General features: G+C 65.6%; 24 protein-coding genes. 6 read left to right on the top strand and 18 right to left on the bottom strand.

Annotated features, from left to right (window positions below; translation table 11 throughout):
* Positions 1 to 10: 10 nt before the first annotated feature.
* From AWB81_RS17770 to AWB81_RS17735, 8 genes are all read right to left on the bottom strand, one after another.
* Positions 11 to 715 (bottom strand): FadR/GntR family transcriptional regulator, encoded by a 705-nt coding sequence (locus AWB81_RS17770; protein ID WP_062637671.1) that lies wholly within the window; start codon positions 713 to 715, stop codon positions 11 to 13.
* A gap of 102 nt (positions 716 to 817) precedes the next feature.
* Positions 818 to 1,150, bottom strand: coding sequence for a thioredoxin family protein (locus AWB81_RS17765; RefSeq protein ID WP_374730497.1), 333 nt, complete (start codon positions 1,148 to 1,150; stop codon positions 818 to 820).
* A 97-nt stretch (positions 1,151 to 1,247) separates the two neighbouring features.
* On the bottom strand, positions 1,248 to 2,939 hold the full coding sequence (locus AWB81_RS46885) for a DUF3443 family protein (protein ID WP_235025823.1): 1,692 nt from the start codon (positions 2,937 to 2,939) through the stop codon (positions 1,248 to 1,250).
* A 37-nt stretch (positions 2,940 to 2,976) separates the two neighbouring features.
* Positions 2,977 to 3,426, bottom strand: coding sequence for a DUF2844 domain-containing protein (locus tag AWB81_RS17755; protein WP_062637667.1), 450 nt, complete (start codon positions 3,424 to 3,426; stop codon positions 2,977 to 2,979).
* A 233-nt stretch (positions 3,427 to 3,659) separates the two neighbouring features.
* A complete protein-coding gene (locus AWB81_RS17750) occupies positions 3,660 to 4,187 on the bottom strand; it encodes a chromate transporter (RefSeq protein ID WP_062637666.1) in 528 nt (175 codons plus the stop codon).
* Positions 4,184 to 4,756: a chromate transporter gene (locus AWB81_RS17745; protein ID WP_062637664.1), complete on the bottom strand. Its 573-nt coding sequence runs from the start codon at positions 4,754 to 4,756 to the stop codon at positions 4,184 to 4,186. Before AWB81_RS17745 ends, AWB81_RS17750 begins: the two co-directional genes overlap by 4 nt.
* Positions 4,757 to 4,864: 108 nt before the next feature.
* Entirely contained in the window at positions 4,865 to 5,806 is a 942-nt protein-coding gene (gene panE, locus AWB81_RS17740) for a 2-dehydropantoate 2-reductase (protein ID WP_062637662.1), read from the bottom strand.
* 37 nt (positions 5,807 to 5,843) lie between these two features.
* Positions 5,844 to 6,185 (bottom strand): hypothetical protein, encoded by a 342-nt coding sequence (locus AWB81_RS17735; protein WP_062637660.1) that lies wholly within the window; start codon positions 6,183 to 6,185, stop codon positions 5,844 to 5,846.
* 333 nt (positions 6,186 to 6,518) lie between these two features.
* Between AWB81_RS17735 and gnd the strand changes: the two genes are divergently transcribed.
* The gene (gnd, locus tag AWB81_RS17725; protein ID WP_062637655.1) at positions 6,519 to 7,925 is read left to right on the top strand and encodes an NADP-dependent phosphogluconate dehydrogenase; all 1,407 of its coding nucleotides are present in this window, start codon (positions 6,519 to 6,521) and stop codon (positions 7,923 to 7,925) included.
* Between the two features lie 55 nt (positions 7,926 to 7,980).
* Here gnd and AWB81_RS17720 read toward each other — a convergent pair whose 3' ends face one another.
* The 6 genes from AWB81_RS17720 to AWB81_RS17695 all read right to left on the bottom strand — a co-directional run bounded on the left by AWB81_RS17720 (position 7,981) and on the right by AWB81_RS17695 (position 14,793).
* Entirely contained in the window at positions 7,981 to 9,120 is a 1,140-nt protein-coding gene (locus AWB81_RS17720; protein ID WP_062637653.1) for a Gfo/Idh/MocA family protein, read from the bottom strand.
* Positions 9,117 to 10,178: a sugar phosphate isomerase/epimerase family protein gene (locus AWB81_RS17715; RefSeq protein ID WP_062637651.1), complete on the bottom strand. Its 1,062-nt coding sequence runs from the start codon at positions 10,176 to 10,178 to the stop codon at positions 9,117 to 9,119. Before AWB81_RS17715 ends, AWB81_RS17720 begins: the two co-directional genes overlap by 4 nt.
* A 64-nt stretch (positions 10,179 to 10,242) precedes the next feature.
* The gene (locus AWB81_RS17710) at positions 10,243 to 11,205 is read right to left on the bottom strand and encodes a substrate-binding domain-containing protein (RefSeq protein ID WP_062637650.1); all 963 of its coding nucleotides are present in this window, start codon (positions 11,203 to 11,205) and stop codon (positions 10,243 to 10,245) included.
* A 67-nt stretch (positions 11,206 to 11,272) separates the two neighbouring features.
* Positions 11,273 to 12,289, bottom strand: a complete 1,017-nt coding sequence (locus tag AWB81_RS17705; RefSeq protein WP_062637648.1) for an ABC transporter permease — start codon at positions 12,287 to 12,289, stop codon at positions 11,273 to 11,275.
* Positions 12,270 to 13,766 carry a sugar ABC transporter ATP-binding protein gene (locus tag AWB81_RS17700; protein WP_062637646.1) on the bottom strand — a complete coding sequence of 499 codons (1,497 nt, stop codon included), beginning with the start codon at positions 13,764 to 13,766 and terminating at the stop codon, positions 12,270 to 12,272. The genes AWB81_RS17705 and AWB81_RS17700 overlap by 20 nt, the downstream gene beginning before the upstream one ends.
* A 1-nt stretch (position 13,767) precedes the next feature.
* Positions 13,768 to 14,793, bottom strand: a complete 1,026-nt coding sequence (locus AWB81_RS17695; protein WP_200822515.1) for a LacI family DNA-binding transcriptional regulator — start codon at positions 14,791 to 14,793, stop codon at positions 13,768 to 13,770.
* Between the two features lie 194 nt (positions 14,794 to 14,987).
* On the opposite strand from AWB81_RS17695, the gene AWB81_RS17690 reads away from it, so the two are divergent.
* Complete coding sequence (locus tag AWB81_RS17690) at positions 14,988 to 15,398, top strand: YciI family protein (RefSeq protein ID WP_062637644.1); 411 nt, start codon at positions 14,988 to 14,990, stop codon at positions 15,396 to 15,398.
* A gap of 27 nt (positions 15,399 to 15,425) precedes the next feature.
* Here AWB81_RS17690 and AWB81_RS17685 read toward each other — a convergent pair whose 3' ends face one another.
* The 3 genes from AWB81_RS17685 to AWB81_RS17675 all read right to left on the bottom strand — a co-directional run bounded on the left by AWB81_RS17685 (position 15,426) and on the right by AWB81_RS17675 (position 17,922).
* The gene (locus AWB81_RS17685; RefSeq protein ID WP_062637643.1) at positions 15,426 to 16,619 is read right to left on the bottom strand and encodes a thiolase family protein; all 1,194 of its coding nucleotides are present in this window, start codon (positions 16,617 to 16,619) and stop codon (positions 15,426 to 15,428) included.
* 40 nt (positions 16,620 to 16,659) lie between these two features.
* Positions 16,660 to 17,367, bottom strand: coding sequence for an SDR family oxidoreductase (locus AWB81_RS17680; RefSeq protein ID WP_062637641.1), 708 nt, complete (start codon positions 17,365 to 17,367; stop codon positions 16,660 to 16,662).
* A 102-nt stretch (positions 17,368 to 17,469) separates the two neighbouring features.
* A complete protein-coding gene (locus tag AWB81_RS17675) occupies positions 17,470 to 17,922 on the bottom strand; it encodes a MarR family winged helix-turn-helix transcriptional regulator (RefSeq protein WP_062637639.1) in 453 nt (150 codons plus the stop codon).
* Positions 17,923 to 18,196: 274 nt separating this feature from the next.
* Here AWB81_RS17675 and AWB81_RS17670 point away from each other — a divergent pair, with 274 nt between their 5' ends.
* Positions 18,197 to 19,354 carry a branched-chain amino acid ABC transporter substrate-binding protein gene (locus tag AWB81_RS17670; RefSeq protein ID WP_062637637.1) on the top strand — a complete coding sequence of 386 codons (1,158 nt, stop codon included), beginning with the start codon at positions 18,197 to 18,199 and terminating at the stop codon, positions 19,352 to 19,354.
* Between the two features lie 3 nt (positions 19,355 to 19,357).
* On the opposite strand, the gene AWB81_RS17665 is transcribed toward AWB81_RS17670, so the two are convergent.
* The gene (locus AWB81_RS17665) at positions 19,358 to 20,275 is read right to left on the bottom strand and encodes a LysR substrate-binding domain-containing protein (protein ID WP_062637636.1); all 918 of its coding nucleotides are present in this window, start codon (positions 20,273 to 20,275) and stop codon (positions 19,358 to 19,360) included.
* Between the two features lie 119 nt (positions 20,276 to 20,394).
* On the opposite strand from AWB81_RS17665, the gene AWB81_RS17660 reads away from it, so the two are divergent.
* The 3 genes from AWB81_RS17660 (at position 20,395) to AWB81_RS17650 (ending at position 24,044) form a co-directional block, all read left to right on the top strand.
* A complete protein-coding gene (locus AWB81_RS17660) occupies positions 20,395 to 21,549 on the top strand; it encodes a methionine aminotransferase (protein WP_062637635.1) in 1,155 nt (384 codons plus the stop codon).
* 29 nt (positions 21,550 to 21,578) lie between these two features.
* Entirely contained in the window at positions 21,579 to 22,373 is a 795-nt protein-coding gene (locus AWB81_RS17655; protein WP_200822514.1) for an ABC transporter substrate-binding protein, read from the top strand.
* Positions 22,374 to 22,448: 75 nt separating this feature from the next.
* A complete protein-coding gene (locus AWB81_RS17650; RefSeq protein WP_062637634.1) occupies positions 22,449 to 24,044 on the top strand; it encodes a DHA2 family efflux MFS transporter permease subunit in 1,596 nt (531 codons plus the stop codon).
* The last annotated feature ends 15 nt before the right edge of the window (positions 24,045 to 24,059 follow it).

Raw genomic sequence — 24,059 nt, 5'->3', positions numbered from 1 at the left:
TGATCGAGCGTTAGCGGATGCCGGCTTCGGCCAGGCGGCGAGCGGCGTTGTAGAGATGGGTCTGGGCGGCGTTGCGCGCGGCCATCGGATCGCCTGCGCGGATCGCGGCGGCAATGGCGGCGTGCTCTTCCTTGACCTGCCGCGAGAAATCCTCGCGCAGCGCCTCGTTCTTGCGCGTGACGATCGTGCCGGCTTCGAGGTACTGGTTCAGGAAGGTGAGCGTTTTCAGGAAGTAGGGGTTGCCCGTCGCGTTGGCGATCGCGCGGTGGAACGCGACGTCTTCCGCGACGCCGTCCTCGCCGTCCGCGACAGCGGCCTCGATCTTCGCGAGCGCGGCGTCGATGGCGGCCATTTGCGCGTCAGTGCGGCGCATTGCGGCTTCAGACGCCACTTCCGCCTCGATCGCGCGCCGCAACGCGAGGATCTGCACGACGGAGCCCGGCTCGACGGCCTGCGCGTAATCGATGCGCAGCGGCCGGATGCCCGCACGCTCCACGACGAACACGCCGCTGCCCTGGCGCGGCTCGACCATGCCTTCGTTCTTCAGGCGCGAAATCGCCTCGCGGATCACGGTCCGGCTCACGCCGAATTCCTGCGCAAGCACGGCTTCGGTCGGCAGCTTGCCGCTTTTGGCAAAGCTGCCTTTTTCGATCTGCTTTTGCAGTTGCTGCGCGACCGTGTCGCTCAGCGCCCGCGCCGGGATTTTCTCGAACATGCCACGCGCCGTTTGTTAGGTGATCGGGTCATCATACAAGTTTGAGACTTGACGGGCGTATCGGAGATAACCCTTACGCCGTTTGGGGGAGCGTGGTTCCGCTCAGTGGGAGAGCGGTTCGTCGATGAGGGCGAGCGCGTCGCGGACTTCGGACGCGTCCTGCGGGCGAACGAGGCGCGCGACTTCCTTGCCGTCGAGCATGAAGACGAGCGTCGGCCAGAGCTTGACTCGGAACGAGCGACCAAGCGGGCGGCCGCTGCCGTCCTCGATTTTCAGATGGCGCACGTCGGGGTGATCGTGGAAAGCCTGCGCGATCAGTGGCTGCGCCGCGCGGCAGAAACCGCACCAGCCGGTGCCGAATTCGACGACGGTCGGGCCGGTGAGGTCGTCGATGTCGGCGCGTGGCGGTTCGGAGGTTGCGTAGTGGTTGGTCATGGCCATGTCGAATGTCCTTCGATTGGTATCGCTGGCCATTACAGCAGAAATCCCGCCCGCTCACCGGGAGGGCCGGCGAGCGGGGCGGAAAGGCGCCTCAGAAGGCGATGAACGGACCCGGCTGCGCATTTGCGGTCGAGCCTTTCATGACAATGAACACGCTGCGGCCATAGAAGAACGGCAAGCCCCAGGCGAAGACGCCGGACGAATAGGCAGCGACATTGCTGAACGCCGCATTGCCGCTAGAGAACAACGTGAGCGCATTGCCGACAGAGACCGACACCGGAATCGTCGTGCTGCCCGTCGACGAAATCGACGCGTTCAGTGCCAACGGTGTCCCGGGCGTGTACCACGAGCTGTACTGGGCGATCGTCGAATCAGGGAAAAAGATGCCGTTCGAGCCGGTGTCGACAAAGCTGTTCACATAGCGCGTCATGCCGTAGGTCGTCGTCAGTCGGCCGTTGTCTGAAAGCGGCGCGATGTTCGCTCCGGACGCGAGCGCATTGTTCGCTCGTGTGCCAACGCCGAAGATGAGCTGGCCCGTTACGGTCGATGAGCCGTTCGCGTCGACCGCCGGCAACTGGACGACGATGCCGTTGTTGTCGGTGGCGAATGCGGACACCGGGTTCGCCACCTGTTTGCCGAGCGGCACGCTGGCATTCACGCATTCCGACGACGTCGGGCACATGTAATAGGTTGCCGGCAACACCTGCTTGGCGGCGGACGGGTAGTCCTGCGGCAACGGCCCCAGGCCGAGAATGCCGTTCGCCCCAAGCGCCGCCACCGAACTCAGATCCTGGCCGCCTCGCGACGAGCAGTCCGAAGGTTCGGCAAAGCCGCCGTCGCCCATGACCTGGATCGGCAGGTTCGCGGCCTTCTTTTCGCCGATGATCACGTCGGCGCGCTTGACGGCGCCCCATGCGTAACCCGATGCGAAGAGCGTGCATTCTGCTATGGGCGCGGCGGAGGTTGAATCGCCGACTGCGCCCGTTTGCGCAGGCAGACCCTGCGTGAGCGCCGAACCGAGCGCGGAGGCCACGACTCGCACCCCGTACGAGCCGGTGTCGAGCAGCATCTTGTCGATCGTCACGCACTGGGTCGAACCCGTCGCGCCCGGCGTACACAGCGTCACGCTGACCTGGGGGAAGTTCGCGTACTCGCCCGCGGAGTTCTTTACGACGACAGGGACGGTGTTCGAATCGGCGGGGGTGGGGGTTGTGGTACCGGTCGTGGGCGTGGTTGTGTTGGTGCTGCCGGTCGTGGTCGTGCCGGTGCTCCCGGTGGTGGTCGTGCTGCTCGTGGTGTTTGTGCCTCCGGTCGTGGGCTTGCCACCCGTTGTGGTCGTGCCGCCCGCGCTGGTCGCGCCAGCCGTCGTAGCCGTGGTCGTGCCACCGACCCCAGCCGTGCCACCGGTCGTAATCGAGCCGCCGGCCGCAGTCGTGCCGCCGGCCGTAGTTGTGCCGCCCGTCGAGGTCGAGCCGCCCGTCGCGACCACGCCGGCCAACATGCTGCCGCTGCCGTTCGCGGCGACATTAGTCACCGTTGACGCAGCGCCGCCCGAACCGCCATTCTGGTTCGCACTGCCTGACGAACTCCCCGTCGATGCCCCGCTGGAGGTTCCATTTGCCAGTTCGGTCGTGGTGGCACCGTTGAGCTTGGTGGCCGCGTCGCCGTTTGCACTGACGCTCGATGCAGGTGCGGAGGGCTTCGCCGCCGTGTCCGGATCGCTTCCGCCTCCGCCGCACGCCGACAACGCCAGACTGCTGACATCACTGCCGCAGCCAGCCACGCGCCCCGCGCCCGCGCTCCAGTCTTCAAATCGTTGTTCATTGCAGCGCTCCCGCGTCGACGTTGGCCGGGACGAGCCGCGGCACGTAGGCCTTTCCGGAAACATCGCCGGCGTGTCCCGACGACTGCAGCACCAGCGCGCCGCTTCGCTCGAAGCGCGACGTAGTGCCGAGCGAGTGCCCTGCGTTCGATCGTGTCGCGAAATTCGAAAAATAGCTGCCCAGCAGTTCGCGCATGTCAGGCCGCACCGGACCGCTCCACGTCACGGCAAAGACGACGTTCGTCGGCAAGACGTACTCGCGAACGGTCAACCCATATGAAGTCGTGGATTCGCGTATGGTGTAAGTGCTGGCGGCGGTGCTCGATGCCTCGAGCGAACGGGTCGCCGATTTCGTCGCTGTGGACAGGCTCGGCGCCTGTCCGAGCGTAGCGTGTGCGAGCGCGGGCAGAATTGCGACGCTCAGTAATGCGGCATGGACGATTCTCATGCTGGGCCTCCGGAAACTGGGGCGCCATACTCGCACAGCTTTTTTCGGGATAGCTTAACAAACTGTCCACACAGCCCTTGGCGGGCGATGCAGATCGAGGTATTCGCGAAGTGCCGCACCGCCCGCCGATAAAGGAGATGGCACACAAGCCTGCCGCATCGCGCGACGTCTCCACCGGCAACGCCCCGCCCGCGCGCCAGCCCAAAATCAGACTTTTCCGATCCGTAAACCGCCTACTGCCCGAACCCCGTCAACCCGACGAGGCTCCCCGCCGCCAGCAGCCACAGCGGATGGATCTTCGTCCGGTAAGACAGCACCGCAATGGCCGCCGTGATCGCGCCGAGCATCCACGTCGTATCCGACGCCTCCGCGATCAGCGCCGCGCTCGACGCGACGAGGCCCGCCGTCATCGGCACGAGTCCGGTCTGGATGTAACGCCGCCACGGCCGGTCCTTGAAGCGCTCCCACGCGTGCATCGCCGCGATCGTCACGAGCGACGACGGCCCGAACTTCGCGATCGACGTCACGATCACGCCCGGCCACCCCGCGACGTGCCAGCCGATCAGCGTGACGACCATCATGTTCGGTCCGGGCGCCGCCTGGGCGAGCGCGAAGAGCGCCGAGAAGTCAGCCTTCGACATCCACTGATGCACTTCGACGACCTGTCGCTGCATCTCCGGCAGGATCGAATTGCCGCCGCCGAACGCGAGCAGCGAAAGCTGGCTGAAAATCGCGGCGAGCGAAACGAGAACGTGGTTCATCGGCGCACCTTCCAGGCGATGAGCACGGAAACCGGCGTGAGGACCAGCATCGTCGGCAGGAGCGGAAAGCGCAGCAGCGCGATCGCGACGAACGCAAGCACGGCGATCAGCGCCATCTCGGGCTTCCTGCGCAACGGCCACGCGATCTTCACCGCCATCGCGACCAGGAGCCCGGCGGCCGCGGCCGCCAGACCGGCAAAGAGATGCGCAACGCGCGGGTCTTCATGCGTGCGCTGATACACGACCCCGAGCGCAATCACGATCAGCGACGGTCCGACGATCAGCCCGGGCAATCCCGCGAGCGCGCCCGGCACGCCGCGAAAACGCATGCCGATCGCGACCGACAGGTTGATCACATTGCCACCCGGCAGGAACTGGCAGAGGCCGAGGAGTTCAGTGAACTCGTCGGGTGCGAGCCACTTGCGGCGCTCGACGATCTCGCGGCGCGCGAGCGGCAGCGCGCCGCCAAAAGCGGTGAGGCCGAGCGTGAGGAATCCGGTGAAAATCTGCGCGACGGTGGGAACGGGCGCGCCCGGAGCGGGGGCGGTAGCGGTGAGGTCGGGCGGCATGATGCGAACGGGGCGTGGAAAAGCCGCCAGCGTAACGCGTAACCCTTGCGCTTTCCAGACAGTACGCGAAACGCGCGTCGCGTCGGCAGGGACGCGCGCGAAGCGTTTTCAATCCGTCTTTTGCCCGGCGCGCGCGCGCCGCGCTTCGTACGCCTTCAGATGCGCGTAGGCAATCGCCAGCAAGGACACCCCGTCAGGCTTTGTCGTGCGCCGCGCCAGCAGGTCGCCGACGATATGATCCGCCTCGATCGCCGCGTTGTTCTCGAGGTCGCGCAGCATGGACGCCGTCAGGAGCGAGCCGCGCTCCGTGAACATCGCGCGCGCACGCGCAGCGGTCCCTTCGCCCGGACGGTGACCCTGATCGGCCGCGACCGCGCTGCATTCGTCGAAGAGACCGAGCAGCAGTTCCTCGCCGCCGGGTGCCGCGAGAATATCGCCGATCGGCGCGCGCATCAGGCACGTGCCGGCCGCGAGCGTCGCGAGGAATACCCACTTTTCCCACATCGACTGCAGGATGTCGTCGCTCACCTGCAGGTCGAACCCGGCGCCGCCGAATTCGGCGGCGATCCGTTCGATGCGCTCGCTGCGTCCGCCCGCGCGCTCGCCGAGCGTCATCGAATGCAACTGGTTCAGGTGCACGATTTCGCCTTCGGCGTCGAGCGTCGCGGCGATGACGCACTGGCCGCCCAGCACGCGATCAGCACCGAAGCGCGCTTCGAGCACGTCGAGATGGCGCATGCCGTTCAGAAGCGGCAACACGACTGTGTCCGGCCCGACCGCGCCCTTGAACGACTCGATCGCGCCGTCGAGGTCATACGCCTTGCAGCTCAGCAGCACGAGATCGAAAGGCTCGGTTACGTCCTTCGCGAGGATCGTCGGGGGGCATTCCAGTTCCAGGTCGCCGTGCGGGCTCCTCAGCTTGAGGCCGCACTGCCTGAGCCGCTCGGCGCGCCGCTCGCGCACGAGGAAGGTCACGTCCCTGCCCGAGTCGAGCAGCCGCCCGCCGAAATAGCCGCCGATCGCCCCCGCGCCCACCACCAGAATCCGCATGTCCCGCTCCTGTGTTCTCACGTTGTGTTCAAAGTGTTCACGCCTGCCAGACGCCGTATCCGGCTTCCCTCAGACCGATCGCCAGTTCGACTTCCATCTCTCGCGCGCCGTCGTACGGCATCGGGTTGTAGACCTCGTACAGATGCGGCAGCAGCCGCAGCCCGAAATCCCGCACAAAGCGGTTCGACTGGATGCCGGCCTTGTGCTTGTCGAAGCGCACGTCCGGACCGATGCCCGTCATGCCGACGTAGACGAACGGCTTGCCCAGCCGGTAGTCCGGATTTGCCCGGCGAAAGCGCGCTTCGTTCCAGACCGAATCGGACAATTCGATCACATAGACGAAGTAATGATGGCGGCGCGGCTTTCGGGCAAGCGTCATGTGCGGTTCAAGGGCAGAAGCGCCGGGCGTTCATTCTAGACCGGCCGCGCGGCGCATGCCGGATCGGCGCGCACGCTCGTCCGGACGGCGCGCGGCGTCCCAGCCAGACGCGTGCCGAAGTGGTAATCTCGGGTCCGTCTGCGCTCGCGCGGCATTCGGCGCGGTGCCGTGGCTCGCCCGCGCCCGCGCACCGTCTGGGCGCACTGCGCCGCCTGCCGGATGAACGGCAGGATGCGATGCAGCAGCAAGCCGCGAGCGCCGCCCAATCGACACATTCACCCGGCGCGCTGTCCGTCACGAGCAGCCAGCGCGCCGGTCATCCGGAGAGAAAGCATGAGCAAGCAAGCAATCGGCGTAGTGGGTCTCGCCGTCATGGGACGCAACCTGGCGCTGAACATCGAGAGCCGCGGGCACGCGGTTTCGGTGTACAACCGCAGCCGCGAGAAAACCGACGAACTGATCGCCGAGCATCCCGACAAGAAGCTCGTGCCCGCCTACACGCTGGAAGAATTCGTCGAGTCGCTGGAAACGCCGCGCCGCATCCTCCTGATGGTGAAGGCAGGCGCTGGCACCGACGCCACCATCGACGCGCTGCGTCCGCTCCTTCAAAAGGGCGACATCCTGATCGACGGCGGCAACACGCATTTCACCGACACGATCCGCCGCAATCAGGACCTCGCGAAGTCGGGGCTGCACTTCATCGGCACGGGCGTGTCGGGCGGCGAAGAAGGCGCGCTGAAGGGTCCGTCGATCATGCCGGGCGGCCAGCGCGAAGCCTACGATCTCGTCGCCCCGATCCTGACCGAGATCGCCGCGAAGGCGCCGGACGGCGAGCCGTGCGTGGCGTACATGGGACCGGACGGCGCGGGCCACTTCGTGAAGATGGTGCACAACGGCATCGAATACGGCGACATGCAGCTGATCGCCGAAAGCTACGACGTGATGAAGCGCGTCGCGGGCCTGTCGAACGAGGAGCTGGGCAAGGTCTACACCGAGTGGAACGCGGGTGAACTGGATAGTTACCTGATCGAGATCACGTCGAAAATCTTCTCGAAGAAGGACGACGAAACCGGCAAGGATCTCGTCGACGTGATCCTCGATCGCGCGGCGCAAAAAGGCACGGGCAAGTGGACGAGCCAGAACGCGCTCGACCTCGGCGCACCGCTGCCGCTCATCACGGAAGCGGTGTTCGCGCGCGTGCTGTCGTCGCTGAAGGATCAGCGCGTCGCGGCGAGCAAGCAGTTGAGCGGACCGTCGCCGAAGTTCGACGGCGACCGCGACGCGTTTATCGAATCGGTGCGGCGCGCGCTCTATCTGAGCAAGATCGTTTCGTATGCGCAGGGGTTCGCGCAGTTGCGCGCGGCTTCGGACGAATACAAGTGGAACCTGCATTACGGCGAGATCGCGAAGATCTTCCGCGCGGGCTGCATCATCCGCGCGCGCTTCCTGCAGAAGATCACCGAAGCGTACGCAAAGGACGAAGGCATCGCGAACCTGCTGCTCGATCCGTATTTCGCGGACATCGCCGCGAAGTACCAGGACGCGTTGCGCGACGTGGTGACAGCCGCGATCAAGGCGGGCGTGCCGGTGCCGGCGTTCTCGTCGGCGGTGGCTTACTTCGACGGCTATCGTTCGGAGCGCTTGCCCGCGAATCTCGTGCAGGCACAGCGCGACTTCTTCGGCGCGCATACGTTCGAGCGCGTCGACAAGAAGGGGAGTTTTCACGCGGATTGGGCGTGACCTGCCTGACTGAGTGAGCAGAAAAGGGCGGTCCCGTTGCGGGACCGCCCTTTTTTCATTCGATCTTCACCCACGCCGCATTCGCCCGGCTGCTCGTCAACACCGCGTCGATGAACCGAAGCCCCGCGACGCCGTCGTCGACAGTCGTCAGCCACTCGCTTTCCGGCGGCGGTGAATCCGCATCGATCGCCGCCGCAATCTGCGACGCCGCATCGGTATAAAGCTGCGCGAACGCTTCCAGATAGCCTTCGGGATGCCCGGCCGGGACGCGCGTCGCGTGCAGCGCTTCCTTGCCCTGCAACCGTCCGCGCGTGATCCGCTCCGACGCCCCGCCAAGCGGCGTGATCCACAACTCGTTCGGGTTCTGCTGATCGAACGAGAGCCCCGCCTTCGTCCCGTAGACGCGCAGCCGCAGCGCGTTCTCCTCGCCCGCCGCGACCTGGCTCGCCCACAGCATGCCGCGCGCGCCATTCGCATAGCGCAGCATCGCCTGCACGTGATCGTCGATCGGACGGTTCGGCACGAACGTCGCCACCTCCGCCGACACCTCCGACGGCCGCATCCCGGTCACGAATTCCGCAAGCTGATACGCATGCGTGCCGATATCGCCGAGACAGCCGGCCGGGCCCGCCAGCGCCGGATCGGTGCGCCACGCCGCCTGCCGGTTCGACTGATGTTCGACCGGCAGCGAGAGCCAGTCCTGTGCGTACTCGACGTTCACGAGCCGCACGTCACCGAGCGCGCCGTCCTGCACCAGCGCGCGCGCATGACGCACGAGCGGATAGCCCGAATACGTGTAAGTGACGGCAAACACGAGCCCCTTCTCGCGCGCGAGACGAGCGAGCGACTCGCCCTCGTCGAGCGATACGGCGAGCGGCTTGTCGCAGATCACGTGAATGCCGGCATCGAGAAACGCCGTCGCGACGGGCGCATGCAGATGATTCGGCGTGACGATCGCGACCGCGTCGATGCCGTCCTCGCGCGCGGCTTCCGTCGTCGCCATCTCGCGGAAGTCGGCGTAGCTGCGCGCGATGCCGACCGCCGCCGCGCTCGCCGCCGCCCGCTCCGGGTCCGACGACAATGCGCCCGCTACGAGTTCGAACCGGTCGTCGATACGCGACGCGATCCGGTGCACCGCGCCGATGAACGCGCCCTCGCCGCCACCGACCATCCCGAGCCTGAGACGCCGCTTCATGGCCGTTCTCCGATGCCGAGCACGCCGCGCAACTGCTCGCGGTTCGCGCCACTGCCGGCGAAGTCATCGAAGGCGCGCTCCGCCACGCGGATGATGCGATCGCGGATAAAGACCGCGCCCTCGCGCGCGCCGTCTTCCGGATGCTTCAGCGCGCATTCCCATTCGAGCACGGCCCAGCCGGGAAAGTCGTATTGCGCCATCTTCGAGAAGATCGCCTTGAAGTCGATCTGGCCGTCGCCGAGCGAACGGAAGCGCCCTGCGCGCTCGACCCAGCCCGAGTAGCCGCCGTAGACGCCCTGCCTTCCATTGGGACGAAACTCCGCGTCCTTCACATGAAACGCCTTGATGCGCTCGTGATAGATGTCGATGAACTGCAGGTAGTCGAGCTGCTGCAAGACGTAATGGCTCGGATCGAACAGGATGTTCGCGCGCGGATGATTGCCGACTGCTGCGAGAAACCTCTCGAACGTCACGCCGTCGTGCAGGTCTTCGCCCGGATGCAGCTCGTAGCAGACATCGACGCCCGCTTCGTCGAACGCGTCGAGGATCGGGCGCCAGCGCGCGGCGAGCTCTTCGAACGCCGCTTCGACGAGACCCGCCGGGCGCTGCGGCCACGGATAGAAATACGGCCACGCGAGCGCGCCCGAAAACGACACATGCGCCGACAGCCCGAGCCGTCGCGAAGCCGCCGCCGCGTGCTTCATCTGCGCGATCGCCCACTCGGTGCGCGCCGCCGGATTGCCGCGCACATGCGGCGCGGCGAAGCCGTCGAAGAGCGTGTCGTACGCCGGATGCACCGCGACGAGCTGCCCCTGCAGATGCGTCGACAATTCGGTAATGCACACGCCTGCGTCGCTCACGGTCTGGCGCAACTCGTCGCAATAGGCATCGCTCGTCGCGGCTTTTTCCAGGTCGATCAGGCGCGGGTCGGCGGGCACCTGGATGCCCTCATAGCCCAGCCCTTTCGCCCATTGCGCGAGGTGCGCGAGATTGTCGAAGGGCAGCTCGTCGCCGAGAAACTGCGCGAGAAAGATCGCCGGGCCTTTGATGGTTTTCATGTCGCTTGCTCCATGAACAAGCGCGCGCTCGCCAGCGAACGCGCGCGACGCGAAATAAGCAGACTCAGAACGGCGAGTTCGGATAGTAGAACTGCTTCGCGTTGTCCTTCGTGATCAGCACCGAGGGGATGATCGTCGTCGGCGGCAGCTTGTCGCCCTTCAGGCGCGCTTCGGCCGTCATCTTGATCGCGTCGTAGATGAACTTCGGCGAGTACGAGACATCGGCCTTCACGCGCGGATCGCCGTCGATGATGCGCTTGACCGCTTCCTTCGACCCCGCCCCGCCGAACACTTCCTTGATGTCCGTGCGCTTCGCCTGGTCGATCGCCTTCAGTACGCCGACCATCATGTCGTCGTCGGCGGCCCAGACGGCGTCGATGTGCTTGAAGCGCGTGAGGTAATCCTGCATCACCTTGAACGCATCGTCGCGATTCCAGTTTGCGTACTTCGCGTCAAGAATCTTGATGTCCGGATGCTGTTTCATCACCGATTCAAACGCGGCCCAGCGCTCGTTGTCGAGCGTCGTCGGAATGCCGCGCAGCGCGACAATGTCGCCCTTGCCGTTGAGCGTCTTCGCGAGATATTCCGCCGGCAGCTTGCCGAAGGCGGTGTTGTCGCCGGCGACGTACGCGTCCTGCGCGCTCGTGTCGGTCAGCCCGCGATCGACCACCGTCACGTACACGCCTTTCTTCTTCACCTGCGCGACCGGCTGCGTGAGCGACGCCGATTCGAACGGGAAGATCACGAGCGCGTTGATCTTGTTGACAGTGACGAGGTCCTGCAACTGGTTCGCCTGCTCGGGCGCGCCGCCCGCCGTCTTCACGATCACCTTCAGGTCGGGATGCGCCTTCTCCAGTTCCTTTTTCGCTTCGTTCGCCCACCAGACGATGCCGCCCGTGAAGCCGTGCGTCGCGGTGGGAATCGCGACGCCGAGGATGACCTTGTCGGCGGCGAATGCGGACGAAGTCGCGGCTAGCGCGCTCGTCGCGAGGGTCAGGGCGCCGAGCGCGCGAAGCATTTTTTTCATGGTGATGTCTCCAGATTTTCAGCACGCATTGCGCGCCCGGTTGGTTGTCGATTCACTGCCCAAACGATCAACGACGTCCACGCTGCAGGAAAGCCACGAAGATGATCACGGCGCCCTGCACCGCCGCATTCAGATACACGCTGATGATGCTCGTGAGATTGAGGATATTGCTGATGACCGAGAGCAATATCGCGCCGATCACCGTGCCAATCACGCGCCCTTCGCCGCCCTTGAGCGCCGTCCCGCCGACGACCACCGCCGCGATGGCTTCAAGTTCCCACAGAAGGCCCGTGGTCGGCGTTGCCGAGCCGAGGCGCGGCACATACAGCACCGTCGCGACGCCGACGCAAAGCCCCAGCAGCACGTAAGTCGCGATCTTCACGCTGTCGACGCGAATCGCCGCGTAACGCGCGACCTGTTCGTTCGAGCCGATTGCCTGCACATGACGTCCGAACACCGTGCGGTTGAGCAGCAGCGTGCCGCCCGCCGCGACGATCAGAAACACCCAGATCGGCACCGGCACGCCGAAGAGGCTCGCGTAGTAGACAGGGCCGTAGAGATCGGCGAGCGAATTGTCGAGCGTGAGCGCGCCGCCGTCAGCGAGCCACGTGAGCAGCGCGCGGAACATGCCGAGCGTGCCGAGCGTCACGATGAACGGCTCGATGCGTCCCTTGGTCACGAGCAATCCATGCGCGAGGCCGAAAAGACCCCCTAAAACAAGGGCTAAAACGATGCCGAGCGTAACGATCGTGAGCGGCGCGAAGGTGTGGCCGCCCACGCCTTCCTTCAGCCCGTTCATCAGCCAGATCATCGTGCCCGCTATCAGCGCCGCCATCGATCCGACCGAAAGATCGATGCCGCCCGAGATGATCACGAACGTCATGCCCACCGCGATGATGCCGATGAACGAGGTGCGCGTGAGCACGTTCATCGCGTTGTCGAGCGTAGCAAAGTCGCCGTTGAGGAACGTGCCGCCGATGCACAGCGCGATCAGGCCGACGAGCGGCCCGATGCCGTGCAGCCGCCGCGCGAAGCCGCCGACGCGGCTGGTTCGTTCGGCGCCTTCAGTGTGTGCCGGTCGCATGCGCGATCAACCTCTCTTCGGTCAGGTGTTCGATGTCGAGCGTCGCGACGAGCTCGCCCGCGCGCATCACGGCGACGCGATGGCACAAGCCGATCAGCTCGATGAGTTCGGACGAGATCACGATCACCGCGCGCCCTTCGGCGGCGAGCCGGTGGATCAGGAAATAGATGTCGCGCTTCGCACCGACGTCGACGCCGCGCGTCGGCTCGTCGAGCACGATCACGCGCGGGTCGGGATGCAGGAACTTCGCGAGGGCGAGCTTCTGCTGGTTGCCGCCGGACAGCATGCGCGCGCGGCTCGCGAGATTGCCCGTGCGGATGTCGAAATCGCCGACCGCTTGCTTCAGCGCCTGACGCTCCGCCGCACCGTCGATGAACGGATGCGCGTAGCGTTCGAGCGTCATCAGCGTGAGGTTGTCCTTCAGCGACATGTCGACGTGCAGCCCGCGCCCCTTGCGGTCTTCGCTCAGATACGTGAGGCCGAGATTCATCGCGTCGCGCGGATCGTGCGGGCGTGCCGAAGCAAGCGCGCGGCCATCGAGCGAAATGCGTCCCGCGGTGCGCTTCCTCACGCCGATCAGCGATTCGAACAGTTCCGTGCGCCCCGCGCCGACCAGTCCCGCAAAACCGAACACTTCGCCCGCGCGCACGGCGAAGCTCACGTTGCGCGCCCAACCGGGCACGTAGACGCCTTCCACCTGCAACGCGACGGGCGCGTCGGCGGCGAGTGCGGGCTTGTCCGGAAACATGTCCGACACTTCGCGGCCCACCATCAGGTTCGCCATCTGCTGGCGCGTGAGTTCGACGGTCGGCGCGCGGGTCACGAAGCGGCCGTCGCGCATCACGATCACTTCGTCGGTCACGCGTTCCACTTCGTCGAGCTTGTGCGAGATATAGACGATCGTCACGCCGTCTTCCTTCAGCCGCGCCATCAGCTTGAAGAGGCGCTGCGTTTCGGCGGGCGTGAGCGTTGCGGTCGGTTCGTCCATGATGAGCAGGCGCGCGTCGCGCAGCATCGCCTTGGCGATCTCGACCAGTTGCTTCTCCGCGACGATCAGGTCGCGCACCTTCGTGTCCGGATGCTTGTGCAGGCCGACATCCGCGAGACGCGCGCGGGCCGCTTCGCGCATCGCGGCTTCGTCGAGCAGGAAGTGGCGCCGCTTCTCGTGGCCGAGGAACATGTTCTGCACGATGCTCAGGTGGTCCGCGAGATTCAGTTCCTGGTGGATCAGCACGATACCGGCAGCCTCGGCATCGCGCGAACTGTCGAACGCGACCGGCGCACCCTGGACCGACACCGTGCCGCCGCTCGCGCGCTCGTAGCCCGCGAGGATTTTCATCAGCGTCGACTTGCCCGCACCGTTCTCGCCGAGCAGGCCGTAGATGCGTCCGGGCGCGAGATCGAAGCTCACGCCGTGCAGCACGCGCACCGGGCCGAACTGTTTCTCGATCGCGTCGAAGCGCACGGCAAGGCTCATCTCACGCGCTCCTTCGCAGGATCAGCTGATGCGGCAGCAGCACGCCGCCGACCTGCACCTTCGGCTCGCGCAGGCGCCGCAGCAACAAGTGCGCGGCCGTTTCGCCGAGTTCCTGCATCGGTTGCGCGACGGTCGTGAGCGGCGGATCGATGTGCGCGGCAACGGCGATGTCGTCGAAGCCGACCACCGCCACGTCTTCCGGCACCCTGAGCGCCACGCCGCGCAGCCCGTTGATCACGCCGATGGCGAGCGTATCGGAGACGGCGAACACCGCGCTCGGCCGGTTTTCGCCGAGCGCCGCGAGCTGCCGCGCGGCGTCTTCGCCCGCGGTGTAGTCGAGACTGTCGAGTTCGATCTGCCACGCCGGAAGCGGATCGATGCCTGCGGCATGAAGCGCGTCGCGATAGCCCGCGAGGCGCTGTCGCCCGTAGAGATAGCCGTGGCCCGAATTGATCAGCGCGATCTTGCGGTGACCGCGCCCTATCAGGTAGCGCACGACGTCGCCGGCGGCCGCGTGGTTGTCGATACCGACGAAGGGCACGCCCGCAGCAGGATCGAATTCACAGCACGCGACCCACGGCAGCGCCGACGCCTCTTCGGCGAGCGCCTTCTGCACGGCGGCCGGATCGAGGCAGATCGCGCCGTCGGCACGGCGGCCGCGCAACAGGTCGAAGTAGCTGCGCTCGCGCAGCGGGTCGGCGCCCGTGTCGCAGAGAAGCATGAAGTAACCGTTTTGGCGCGCGACGCTGTCGATGCCGCGCACGATCGCCGCGTAGAACGGATTGCCGAAGTCGGGGACCATCGTGAGCAGCAGGCGGCTCTCGGCGGTGCGCAGGTTGCGCGCGAGTTCGTTGATGCGATAGCCGCTTTCCGCAACGGCGGCGAGCACTTTTTCGCGCGTCGGCTGACGGACGTTCGTATGGCCGTTGAGCACGCGCGATACCGTCGCGACCGACACGCCCGCTCTCTCGGCGACATCGGCAATCGACACTTCCTCAATCGGTCGTGCGGTCTCGGACACGGTCATCGCGGCTTGGCGCAGATGGAAATGTAATGGATTACATTATTGGTTGTACTGCACTGCGTTCGCAAGACGAATCGGATAGGGACAAACGCTTAAGACGCAATTTCACGGGTCATGTCGATTATGTGAAGCACCGGGCGTCGTAAGGTTGAGAGCGCGCTGTTTCGCTTTCAATCACAACGACAAGGAGCTTTCAAATGCGATTCATGATGCTGATGATTCCCCACGGCTACGAAACTGCAGAACCGGGCACGATGCCGAGCGCGGATGCCGTCGCCGCCATGATGCGATACAACGAGGATTTGCAAAAGGCCGGCGTGCTGCTCGCGCTCGATGGACTGCATCCGCCTTCGATGGGCGCGCGGGTTTCGTTCGAAGGCGGCAAGCCGCGCGTGACCGACGGACCGTTCGCGGAGGCGAAGGAAGTCGTCGGCGGATATTGGATGATCCAGGTGAAGTCGCGCGAGGAAGCGATCGAGTGGGCGAAGCGTTGCCCGGGTTCGGGCAACGAAGTGATCGAAGTGCGGCAAGTGCAGGAATTCGCCGACTTCCCGCAGGACGTGCAGGAAGCGGCTGCCGGCTTTCAGGACATGCAGACAAAGAAGTGACGCGGCGCGGCCGCCAGCCGCGTGCGCTCAGTTCAGGGTTTCCAGCGCGAGCGCAATGCCCTGCCCGCCGCCGATGCATAGCGTCACCATCGCGCGCCGCACGCCGTCGCGGCGCATCGCGTGCGCGAGGCGCGTCGTCAGCACCGCGCCCGTCGCGCCGATCGGATGCCCGTGAGCGATCGCGCCGCCATCGACGTTCACGATGTCGTCCGGCAGGCCGAGCTTGCGCGCCACCGCGATTGGCACCGCCGCGAACGCCTCGTTGATCTCGATGCGTTCCAGATCGCTCAGCGTCCAGCCCGCGCGTTGCAGCGCCTGCTGCACGGCGGGCACGGGCCCGAGTCCGAACATCCCCGGTTCGACCGCGCCGATACCGAACGCGACGAGCCGCACGAACGGCTCGATCCCGCGCCGGTCCGCCACGCGCCTGTCCGCGACCAGCATCGCCGCCGCGCCGCTGTTTAGCCCCGGCGCGTTGCCCGCGGTGATCGTGCCGTCCGGGCGGAACGCCGGACGCAAGCGGCCGAGCGTCGCAACGGTTGTGTCCGGGCGCGGCTGTTCGTCGCGGGCGAACGCCACCATCTGCTTGCCCGCCTTCACGTCGATGCCGACGATCTCCGCATCGAACAGACCCTTCGCCTGCGCCGCCGCGAAACGCTGCTGCGAACGCTCCGCCCAGCGGTCCTGCGCTTCGCGCGTGATGTCGGACTGCGTCACGAGGTCTTCCGTGTGCCAGCCGGAATGCTCGCCGGAAAACGCATCGACGAGGCCGTCGCGTAACAAGCTGTCGTGAATCTGCGCGTTGCCCATCCGGTAGCCGTGGCGGCCGCCGTCGAGCAGATACGGCGCGCGGTCCATGTTCTCCATGCCGCCCGCAACGCCCAGTTGCGCGATGCCCGACGCGATCTCCGTCGCGACGGTCGCGATCGCCTGGGCGCCCGAGCCGCAAACGCGGTTCACCGTCAGCGCCGGCACCGACACCGGCACGCCGCCCGCAACCGACGCCTGCCGCGCGGGGTTCATGCGGTTGCCCGCCTGGATGACGTTGCCGAGCACGACTGTATCGATGGCCGATGGGTCGAATCGCTCGCCCGCGCGCCGCAGCGTCTCGCGCACCGCGGCCGCGCCGAGTTCGGTCGCGGGGACGTCGCGCAACGACCCGTTGAACGCGCCGATCGCCGTGCGCACTGGATGACACAGCACGATTTCATGCGAATTCATGATGCAGTTCCTCCGTCGGAATGCTGATTGCCGCAGGCGCTTAGCGCGGAATGCCCGTGAGATAGAGCGGACTCGCGGTGGACAGCGATTCCTTGACCGAGCGGCCGGTATCGTCGACGAGGACTTCTTCCTGGTCTTTCTCGATCGCCTGCAGCACCTCGCGCACGACGTGCTCGGGCGTAGTCTTCGGCGCGTTGACGCCAGCGGTCATGTCGGTGTCGATATAGCCGGGGTGCACGGCGACCACGAGCGTGCCCTGCTCGCGCAATTCCTGGCGCTGCACGTTCGTCACAGCCCACGCCGCCGACTTCGACACGCTGTACGCACCGCCCGACGGCAGCGCGACCCAGCTCAGCACGGACAGCACGTTCACCACCGCGCCGCCGCCATTGCGCTTGAGGATCGGCGCGAAGGCCTGCGTGAGCGTCAGCGGCCCGATCACGTTGACTTCGAAGAGTTCGCGCACGCCTTGCGTCGAAGCCGGATCGATCAGGTCGCCACGCAGCGTCGCGCCGGCGTTGTTGATCAGCACCTGCACGTCGGTGTAACGCTCGGCGGCGGCCGCGACGTCGGCGGGATTCGCCACGTCGAGCCGGATCGCTTCGACGCCTTCGATCTTCACGCTGCCCGGATCGCGTGCCGCCGCATAAACCTTCGCCGCGCCTGCCTCGACGAGCGACTTCGCAAATTGCTTGCCGAGGCCGCGATTGGCGCCGGTGACGAGTACCACTTTGCCCTTGATCTGCATGTGCTTCGCTCCAATGAATGCCTTGCCGCGCCTTAGTGCATATGCACTTTCACGGCCAGAAAAAAGACCCGGCTCAATGCGGGTCCTGCGCTGCCTTTCGTTTCAACCGCCCGAAGTCAATTCGAACAACGACTGGCGCAACTGCCGCGCGCGGTCCTGCCCGAACTTCTCCTCGAATTCCGCCTGCGCCGCCTGCCAGCAGAGCGACGCCCGCGCGAGCGCTTCCTTGCCCGCCGCGGAGAGGCGCAAGCCAACCGCGCGCGTGCCCGACGACTGCGGCGCCGCCTCGACGATGCCATCGCGCTGCAACGGCTTGAGCGCACGAACGAGCGTCGTGCGGTCCATCACCATCGCCTCGGCGAGATCGGCCATCTGGATGCCGGGACTGCGCCCGATCGCGGCCACCAGCGTGAACTGCGCGCCGGTGAGACCCACGCCGCTCAAATGGCGCTCGTACAACTGCGAGACGTAGCGCGCGGCCTGCCGAATCGCAAAGCAATTGCAATCCAGGTAGGACGACCTGGAGGCCGGGGCGGAGGTTGAACTGGAAGTCATGATTGTAGCCTAGTTGTGCATATGCACTTTGTCAAGTGGAACCGTTCTTCCGTACGCGCGGAAGCGGCTCCGATATGTCCCCTATGCCGAAATCCGCATTCGCGGCGCGCCGAAAAGCCAAGACGCACGGATTTTGGCTTCCTAAATTGCGGATTCAGCGGGGAGCCGGATTCCACGCGCGCAACCAGACGCGTCCCGCATCGGTGCAAGCCCTTCTTGCGCCGACGAATCCGGCCGTGTTCCAGTCGATTGCCAACTAAAAGGAGAGGAAACCATGCGTGTTCGCCCGAGCTTGAAACCGCTTGCCTTGATGCTGGCCTGTGCCGGCACCCTCACCGCAATGCCGCTCGCGGCTTCGGCGGAAGACCTCGCCGTCAAGGTCGGCTTTGCCGCGCCGCTCACCGGCGCAAACGCGGGCTATGGCAAGGACTTGCAGAACGGCGTGCAACTGGCGCTCGACGAGGCCAACGCGAAGAACATCAAGATCGGCGGCAAGACCGCGAAATTCGAAATCGCCGCAGAAGACGATCAAGCCGACCCGCGCGTCGGCGTGCAGGCGGCGCAAAAGCTCGTGGACGATGGCGTCGCGGTCGTCGTCGGCCACTTCAATTCCGGCACGACGCTGCCCGCGTCGCGCGTGTATGAGAACGCCGGCATCCCGGTGATCGACCCGGCCGCGACCAATCCGACCATCACGACGCAGGGCTTCGCGAACGTCTTCACCGTGATTTCGAGCGACGCGCAGAACGCGGGCAACGCCGGCATCTACGCCGTGACGACAACGAAGGCGAAGCGCATCGCGATCATCGACGACCGCACGGCCTTCGGCCAGGGCGAAGCCGACGAGTTCGAAAAAGCGGTGAAAGCGAAGGGCGGCACGATCGTCGCGCGCGAATTCAGCGACAACCAGACCGTCGATTTCAGCGCGCAACTCACGCGCATCAAGGCGACGAACGCCGCCCTGATCTTCTTCGGCGGCCTCGACCGGCAGGCGGCGGCGGTCGTCAAGCGGATGAAGCAGCTCGGCATGAACGCGCAGTTCGTCGGCGGCGGCGGCGTGATGGACGCGGATTTCCTGAAGCTCGCGGGCGATCCGGCCGAAGGGGCGCAGGCGTGGGAATACGGCAGCCCGCTCGACAAGCTGCCGCACGGCAAGGCGTTCGACGAGAAGTTCAAGAAGCGCTTCGGCGTGGCGATCCTGTCGTACGCGCCGTTCGGCTACGACGCCGCCTGGGCCGCGATCCACGCGATGCAGAAGGCGAACTCGACCGATCCGAAGGTGTATCGGCCGGTGCTGAAGAAGATTTCATTCGACGGCATCACCGGCCCGATCGCTTTCGACGACAACGGCGCGCTGAAGAACGCATCGTCGACGCTGTATCAGGTCAAGAACGGCGCATGGGTGTCGATCGTCACGAAGAGCGGCATGTAAGCATCACGCCGCTTGCAGATAGGCGGACAGGCTCGCGCGAGTCTGTGCCGCCTCGTCCTCCAGCCACTCTGCGAACTGCTGCAACGCGGGCGACGGCGCGGGCCGCTCCGGATAAATCAGGTAATACGCCGCGCCGCTCGGCACGCACAGCGAAAACGGCGTGACGATGCGCTTCGCGCGCAAATCCTCATCGATCAGCGAAAGATCGCCGATCGTGACGCCAAGTCCCTGCATCGCCGACGAAATCGCCAGATCGAGCGTATCGAAATGCTGTGCCTTCGTCGACGGCAAACCGCGATAGCCATACGCCTCCAGCCAGCGCAGCCAGTCGCGCCGGTCGCGGGTGGGATGCAGGAGCGTCTTGTCGGCGAGATCGTCGGGCGTCGCGGCCCGCCCCTTCTTGCCCTTCCACAGGCCCGGCGCGCAAACCGGCGTCAGCACCTCGTCGAACAGATGATGCGTGCTCACACCCTTCACTGTCGGCTTGCCGAAGACGATCGCGGCATCGAACTGCTCGGCGTTGAACTCGACACCGTGCGACACCGCCGCCGTCACTTCCACCACCAGCTCGGGCCGCTCGTTTTGCAGCCGGATCACGCGCGGCAGAATCCAGCGCATCGCGCAGGTCGGGCATTTCACCCGCAGCGTGCCGGACTGCGCTCCGCTCTTCGCGAGCGCCTCGCCGATCTGCGCGAACGCCTGCTGCAAGGGCGCGAGCAGGATCGCCCCGTGCGGCGTGAGCGCGAGCCCGCGCGCCTGGCGCACGAAGAGCGCGTAGCCTAGATGCGATTCCAGCCCGGAAATCTGCCGGCTCACCGCGCCCTGCGTAAGATTGAGGACGTCCGCCGCGCGCGTGAAGTTGAGCTTCTGCGCGACGACGAGAAACGTTTTGAGCACGTCGATAGACGGAAGCGCTTTCATCGGGGTTCCAGGCATGAGTGCGAAGCATGGCTAGTATGACAAACTTTCGATTGTCCGCCCATTATTGCCGCGGTTCAATCGACAAAAGACTCATCGCAACCGCTTCTGGAGCCGTCGTCGTGAAAAGTGCCTGCACGCCTCAATCGAAACTGCCGAACGTCGGCACCACCATTTTCACCGTGATCGGCCAGCTCGCCGAGGAACACAAGGCGCTGAACCTGTCGCAGGGCGCGCCGAACTTCGCCTGCGATCCGAAACTCGTCGAAGCGGTTTCGCGAGCCATGCGGGCAGGACATAACCAGTATTCCCCGATGTCGGGCGTGGTCGCGCTGCGCGAGGCGCTCGCCGCGAAGACCGAAAAGCTCTACGGCGCGAAGTACGATCCGGGCAGCGAAATCACCGTGGTCGCGAGCGCGAGCGAGGGCCTCTATGCGTCGATCAGCGCGCTCGTGCATCCCGGCGACGAGGTGATCTATTTCGAGCCGTCGTTCGACAGCTACGGGCCGATCGTCCAGTTGCAGGGCGCGACGCCGGTCGCGATCAAGCTGTCGGGGGAGACCTTCCAGATCGACTGGGACGAAGTCGCCGCGAAGATCACGCCGAAGACGCGCATGATCCTCGTCAATACGCCGCACAATCCGAGCGGCAGCGCGTTCACCGCCCACGACATCGAACGCCTGACGGCGCTCACGCGCGACACGCAGATCATCGTGCTCTCCGACGAAGTGTACGAGCACGTCGTGTTCGACGGTGCGCTGCATCAGAGCATGGCGCGCCATCCGGCGCTTGCCGAGCGCAGCGTGATCGTGTCGTCGTTCGGCAAGTCGTATCACGTGACGGGCTGGCGCGTCGGCTTCTGCCTCGCGCCGGCCGAGCTCACCGCCGAGATCCGCAAGGTCCACCAGTTCATGACGTTTTCCGCCGACACGCCGATGCAGATCGCGTTCGCCGAAGCGCTCGCCGACGAATCGAGCTATCTCGGCCTCGGACCGTTCTATCAGAAGAAGCGCGACCTGCTCGCGAAAGCGCTCGCGGGTTCGCGTTTTGAACTCTTGCCGAGCGCGGGCAGTTTCTTCATGCTTGCACGCTTTGGCGCGTTCTCCGAGGAAAGCGACAGCGACTTCGTGCTGCGCCTGATCCGCGAGGCGCGGGTCGCGACCATTCCGCTGTCCGCGTTCTACGCCGACGGCACGGACAACCGCGTGATCCGCTTTTCGTTCGCGAAGGACGACGACACGCTGCTCGAAGGCGCGCGCCGCCTTGCTTCGATCTGACCAAACACATTCGATCCGGGAGACCCAGGATGATCAAACTGAATCACAAGCTGGCCGCCGCAGTGCTGCTCGCGTGCTCGTTCGCGGGCGCGAGCACGGCGGCGCTCGCTGCCGACACGCTGCGCTTCGGCCTCGAAGCGCAATACCCGCCGTTCGAATCGAAGTCGTCGACGGGCGAGTTGCAGGGGCTCGACATCGACGTCGGCAAGGCAGTTTGCGCCGCCGCGAAGATGACCTGCCAGTGGGTCGAGACTTCGTTCGACGGTCTGATTCCCGCGCTGCAGGGCCGCAAGTTCGACGCGATCAACTCCGCGATGAACGCAACCGACGCGCGCCGCCAGGCCATCGATTTCACGACCGTCGTGTATCGCGTGCCGACGCAGCTCATCGCGAAGACCGGCAGCGGCCTGCAGCCGAGCGTCGAATCGCTCAAGGGCAAGAGCGTCGGCGTATTGCAGGGATCGATTCAGGAAACGTATGCCAAGGCGCACTGGGCAAACGCGGGTGTGAACGTCGTCGCGTATCAGGACCAGAACCAGGTCTATACCGATCTCGTCGCCGGGCGGCTGGACGGCACGCTGGTGCTCGCGCCCGCCGGACAGACCGGCTTCCTCTCGAAGCCGGACGGCAAGGGCTACAGCTTCGCCGGCGCGCCCGTGCGCGACGACAAGATCCTCGGCAGCGGTATCGCGTACGGCGTGCGCAAGGGCGACGACGCGCTGAAGGCGAAGCTCAACGCCGCGATCGAGAAGGTCCGGGCCGACGGCACCATCGACAAGTACGCGAAGAAGTATCTCGGCGACATCGACATCTCGGCGAAGTAAGCCTCGCACGGGCGGGTTCGTGCGCCGTTTTATCGGCGCTGGCACACTGGCGGCTCGATCTCAACGGACTGACGCATGAGCACGCCGCCCTCGAACGCCGCCGCGCCCGCATCCCGGGCGCCCTCCGGCCAGCCCGCGCCCCCTCCGCTCGCGGGCGGCCAGCTCGTCCTCGCGACCTTCGCCGTCGCGCTCGCCACCTTCATGAACGTGCTGGACTCGTCGATTGCGAACGTCGCGATTCCGACGATCTCCGGCAACCTCGGCGTCTCGGTCAATGAAGGCACGTGGGTCATCACCGTGTTCGCGGCGGCCAACGCCGTCTCGATTCCGCTCACCGGCTGGCTCACGCAGCGCATCGGCCAGATCAAGCTGTTTGTCGGCGCCATTCTCCTGTTTGTAATCTCGTCCTGGCTCTGCGGGCTCGCGCCGAACCTGCCGGTGCTGCTCGTCGCCCGTGTCCTGCAAGGCGCCGTGGCCGGGCCGCTGATTCCGCTTTCGCAGGCGATCCTGCTCGGTTCGTATCCGAAGGAGAAGTCGTCGATGGCGCTCTCACTCTGGGCGATGACCGCGACCGTCGGCCCGATCGCGGGCCCCGCGCTGGGCGGCTGGATCACCGACAGCTATTCGTGGTCGTGGATCTTCTACATCAACATCCCGGTCGGCCTCTTCGCGGCTGCGGTCACGTGGATCATCTACCGCAAGCGCGAGTCGCCGACGAAGAAGGCGCCCATCGACGCGGTCGGACTCGCGCTGCTCGTCGCGTGGGTGGCGTCGCTGCAGGTCATGCTCGACAAGGGCCGCGACCTCGACTGGTTTTCGTCGCCGGTGATCGTCGTGCTCGCGATTGTCGCGGTGATCGCGTTTGCGTTCTTCGTCGTGTGGGAATTGACCGACGAGAACCCGGTCGTCGACTTGCGGCTTTTCGCGGGGCGCAATTTCTTCGGCGGGACGGTGGCGATTTCGGTCGCGTATGGCGTGTTCTTCGGCAACCTCGTGCTGTTGCCGCAATGGATGCAGCAGTATCTGAACTACAGGTCGGTGGATGCGGGTCTCGTCACGGCGCCGCTCGGCATCTTCGCAGTGATCCTCGCGCCGGTGATGGGCAAAGTGCTGCCGCGCACCGACGCGCGCGTGATCGCGACGATGGCGTTCGTCGGCTTTGCGATCGTGTTCTACATACGTTCGAAGTATGTGATCGAGATCGACACGTGGCATCTCGTCTTGCCGACGCTTCTGCAGGGCATTCCGATGGCGCTTTTCTTCGTGCCGCTTACGTCGATCGTGCTGTCGGGCTTGCCGCCTTCGAAGATTCCGGCGGCGGCCGGGTTGTCGAATTTCGCGCGGGTGTTTTGCGGCGCGGTGGGGACGTCGCTGTTCGGCAATGCGTGGGACAACCGGATCGCGTTGCACCACGAACGGCTCACGGAGCAGGCGAATGTCTATAACCCGGTGTTCCTGCAGTCGCTCGGGACATCGCAGACGGTGCTCAACGTGAACGACGCACAAGCGCGCGGGGTGTTCAACTTCAACCTCAGCACGCAAGCGGCGATGATGGGACTCAACGACATTTTCTTTATCTCGGCGGTGATCTTTCTTGCGATCATTCCGCTGATCTGGATTACCAAGCGGGCCAAGGGCGGCGGCGGAGGGGCGGCGGCCGGAGCCCACTGAAGGCGGCTGTCGCCC

This window comes from Caballeronia arationis (genome assembly GCF_001544975.2).
Taxonomy (GTDB): Bacteria; Pseudomonadota; Gammaproteobacteria; order Burkholderiales; family Burkholderiaceae; genus Caballeronia; species Caballeronia arationis.
The sequence above is the reverse complement of the archived record's forward strand: the minus strand, read 5'-3'. Positions and strand labels throughout refer to the sequence as shown.